The organism is Thioalkalivibrio sp. AKL8 (assembly GCF_000380525.1).
GTDB lineage: Bacteria > Pseudomonadota > Gammaproteobacteria > Ectothiorhodospirales > Ectothiorhodospiraceae > Thioalkalivibrio > Thioalkalivibrio versutus.
This window is the reverse complement of sequence record NZ_AQYF01000010.1, coordinates 1-1,966: the sequence shown is the minus strand read 5'-3', so window position 1 is coordinate 1,966 and position 1,966 is coordinate 1. Positions and strand designations below refer to the sequence as shown.

Here is a 1,966-nt window from a genome sequence, read left to right as displayed (position 1 = left end):
ACCCCGATGAAGCCGGCCAGGATCAGCAGGGACAGGCCCATCAGCGCCAGGGTGCCCGGTTCCGGCACTGCGAAGCGCAGGCTGCCATCGTGGGTCGACTGGGTTTCGCTGAACAGGGACTGGCCGTCGCGGGTGTCGCCGTACACGTTGTTGACGTCTTCACCGAAGAAGGTCTCCGGCGGCGGTTCCTGGATGGTGCCGGCGCTGGCGAAGGCTGTGACCTGGAAGGTCGGGGCGCCTTCCTCGTCCGCGATCAGGTCGGCGAAGTCGATGCCGTCGCTGGTGAACCAGAAGCCCGGGAGTACCATGTCCACCTGGAATTCGAAGGTGAAGGTCCCTTCGATGAAGGCCCCGCCCTGGCTGTCGAATTCCAGGATGCTGTTGCCGGATTTCAGGCCCATCTCCATGACCAGTTCGCCGTCGGTGTAGTGTGTCCTTGCCCCTTCATAGTCCTGACCGAAACCGGGGGTCGGTTCGGCCATGAACAGCGAAAAGCAGCAACCGACCCCGGTGTAGTCAGCGGTGACGACGTAATTGCCGCCGACTGTATCGGTGCCGGTTACCACGCCGCGGAGTTCGTCCCAGAGGAGCCCCATGGAGTAGTCGGTGCCAAGGATGTCGCCGGTCTGGGGTGCGGCCGCGTTGGTGGAGGTCCGGTAGGACGTGGCATCACCGTACCCGCGGTCATAGAACACATCGCCGACCTGAACCGGGTTGTTCGGGTCCTGAATGTACTGGAAGGTCTGGGTGTTCAGGTCGAATTGGATCCGGCGGACGTTTTCGACCGAGCCGCTGTAGTTCGCGGTGGCGTCGAGGTTCATGTCGAAGTCGATCGTCTCCGCCGTCGCGGTACTCGCACCTGCGGCGAAAATGCCGACGCAGAGCGAAGCAAGAAGAGCTTTTTTCGCGTTCATGGATTTCTCCTGATGCTCAATTTGAAGCGATTTAACCATCGCCGGGGCTTGGCCTGATGGCCAATTCAGTTGCTGCCGAGTTGTTATAGGCAGACAACGTGCCAAGTTTCACTTCGAGGATTGATCGTTCGTAAGGCTTTGTTATGTAGGGGGAAAGTTTGATGTTTTCCCGGCGGGTATTGGATTGTTGGCAGCGTGCGGGCGATAGGCCCCAGTTCTGGGATGGAACTGTAAAGGCGGTCGACGGAGGCTGGCGTGGGTTGCGGGCGTCAGGCCGCCGGGTAGGGGATGAATGGAGAACAAATAAAATAAAATCAGTAAGTTGAGGGTATTTTTTTGGTTGTAATGCGTATCGACAGGGGACGTCACAAGAGGTCCCGGGTAATGGCAAAGGATCGGGGTGACGGGCCGATTGGGAGGGGCGGCGTGATGTGCGGGGGAGCGCGACTACCGAAGGACCGGTCGCGCCTCGCGAGGAGCCATGGGGTCAGGCCGTACGCGCCCGCGACAGTCGATGCGCGACGACCAGCATGGCGGGAAGTACTAGCAGGTCGAACAGCAGGCCCGCGATCAGTCCGAACACAACCTCAATCGTCATGTTCAGGAGAGCCCCGGATCGCTGCAGGGCATTCGTACGCTGACGGCGATCTATCTGGAACAGGATCGCGTGGAGGATGCCCTGCAGTTCGTGGAGCGGGCAAGCCGTGACTACACCGGCGAGCCGGCCGACATGGCCGAGCTGCGCGGGCGACTGCTGCTGGTTGCCGGCGATTCCGAAGCCGGCATCGATGCGTTGCGCGACGCGGCGGCGTCGAGCCCGGGTTCGCAGGGTCTCCAGGAATTGCTGGCGGTGGCGCTGCTCCGGGGCGGGGAGACGGAAGAAGGTCTGGATGCGCTGCGCGCCGCCGGAGGCGGCGAGGCCTCGGCCCAGCAGGTGGATACCACGCTGGTGCTGTACCTGTTGCAGACAGGACGCTACGACGAGGCACTCGAGCGGGCACAGCGTCTGCAGGAGCTCCAGCCGGAAGCGGCCGGTCCGTTGAGCCTGCAGG

The 1,966-nt window shown here is 62.4% G+C and carries 2 protein-coding genes; one reads left to right on the top strand and one right to left on the bottom strand.

Going from position 1 to position 1,966, the window contains the following annotated elements:
• Positions 1-914, bottom strand: a 914-nt coding sequence (locus tag G335_RS0112455; protein WP_018143863.1) for a PEP-CTERM sorting domain-containing protein, incomplete at its 3' end; no start/stop codon positions are given.
• Positions 915-1,581: 667 nt separating this feature from the next.
• Here G335_RS0112455 and G335_RS13605 point away from each other — a divergent pair.
• A partial coding sequence (locus G335_RS13605; protein WP_043690167.1) for a tetratricopeptide repeat protein occupies positions 1,582-1,966 on the top strand: 385 nt, incomplete at its 3' end.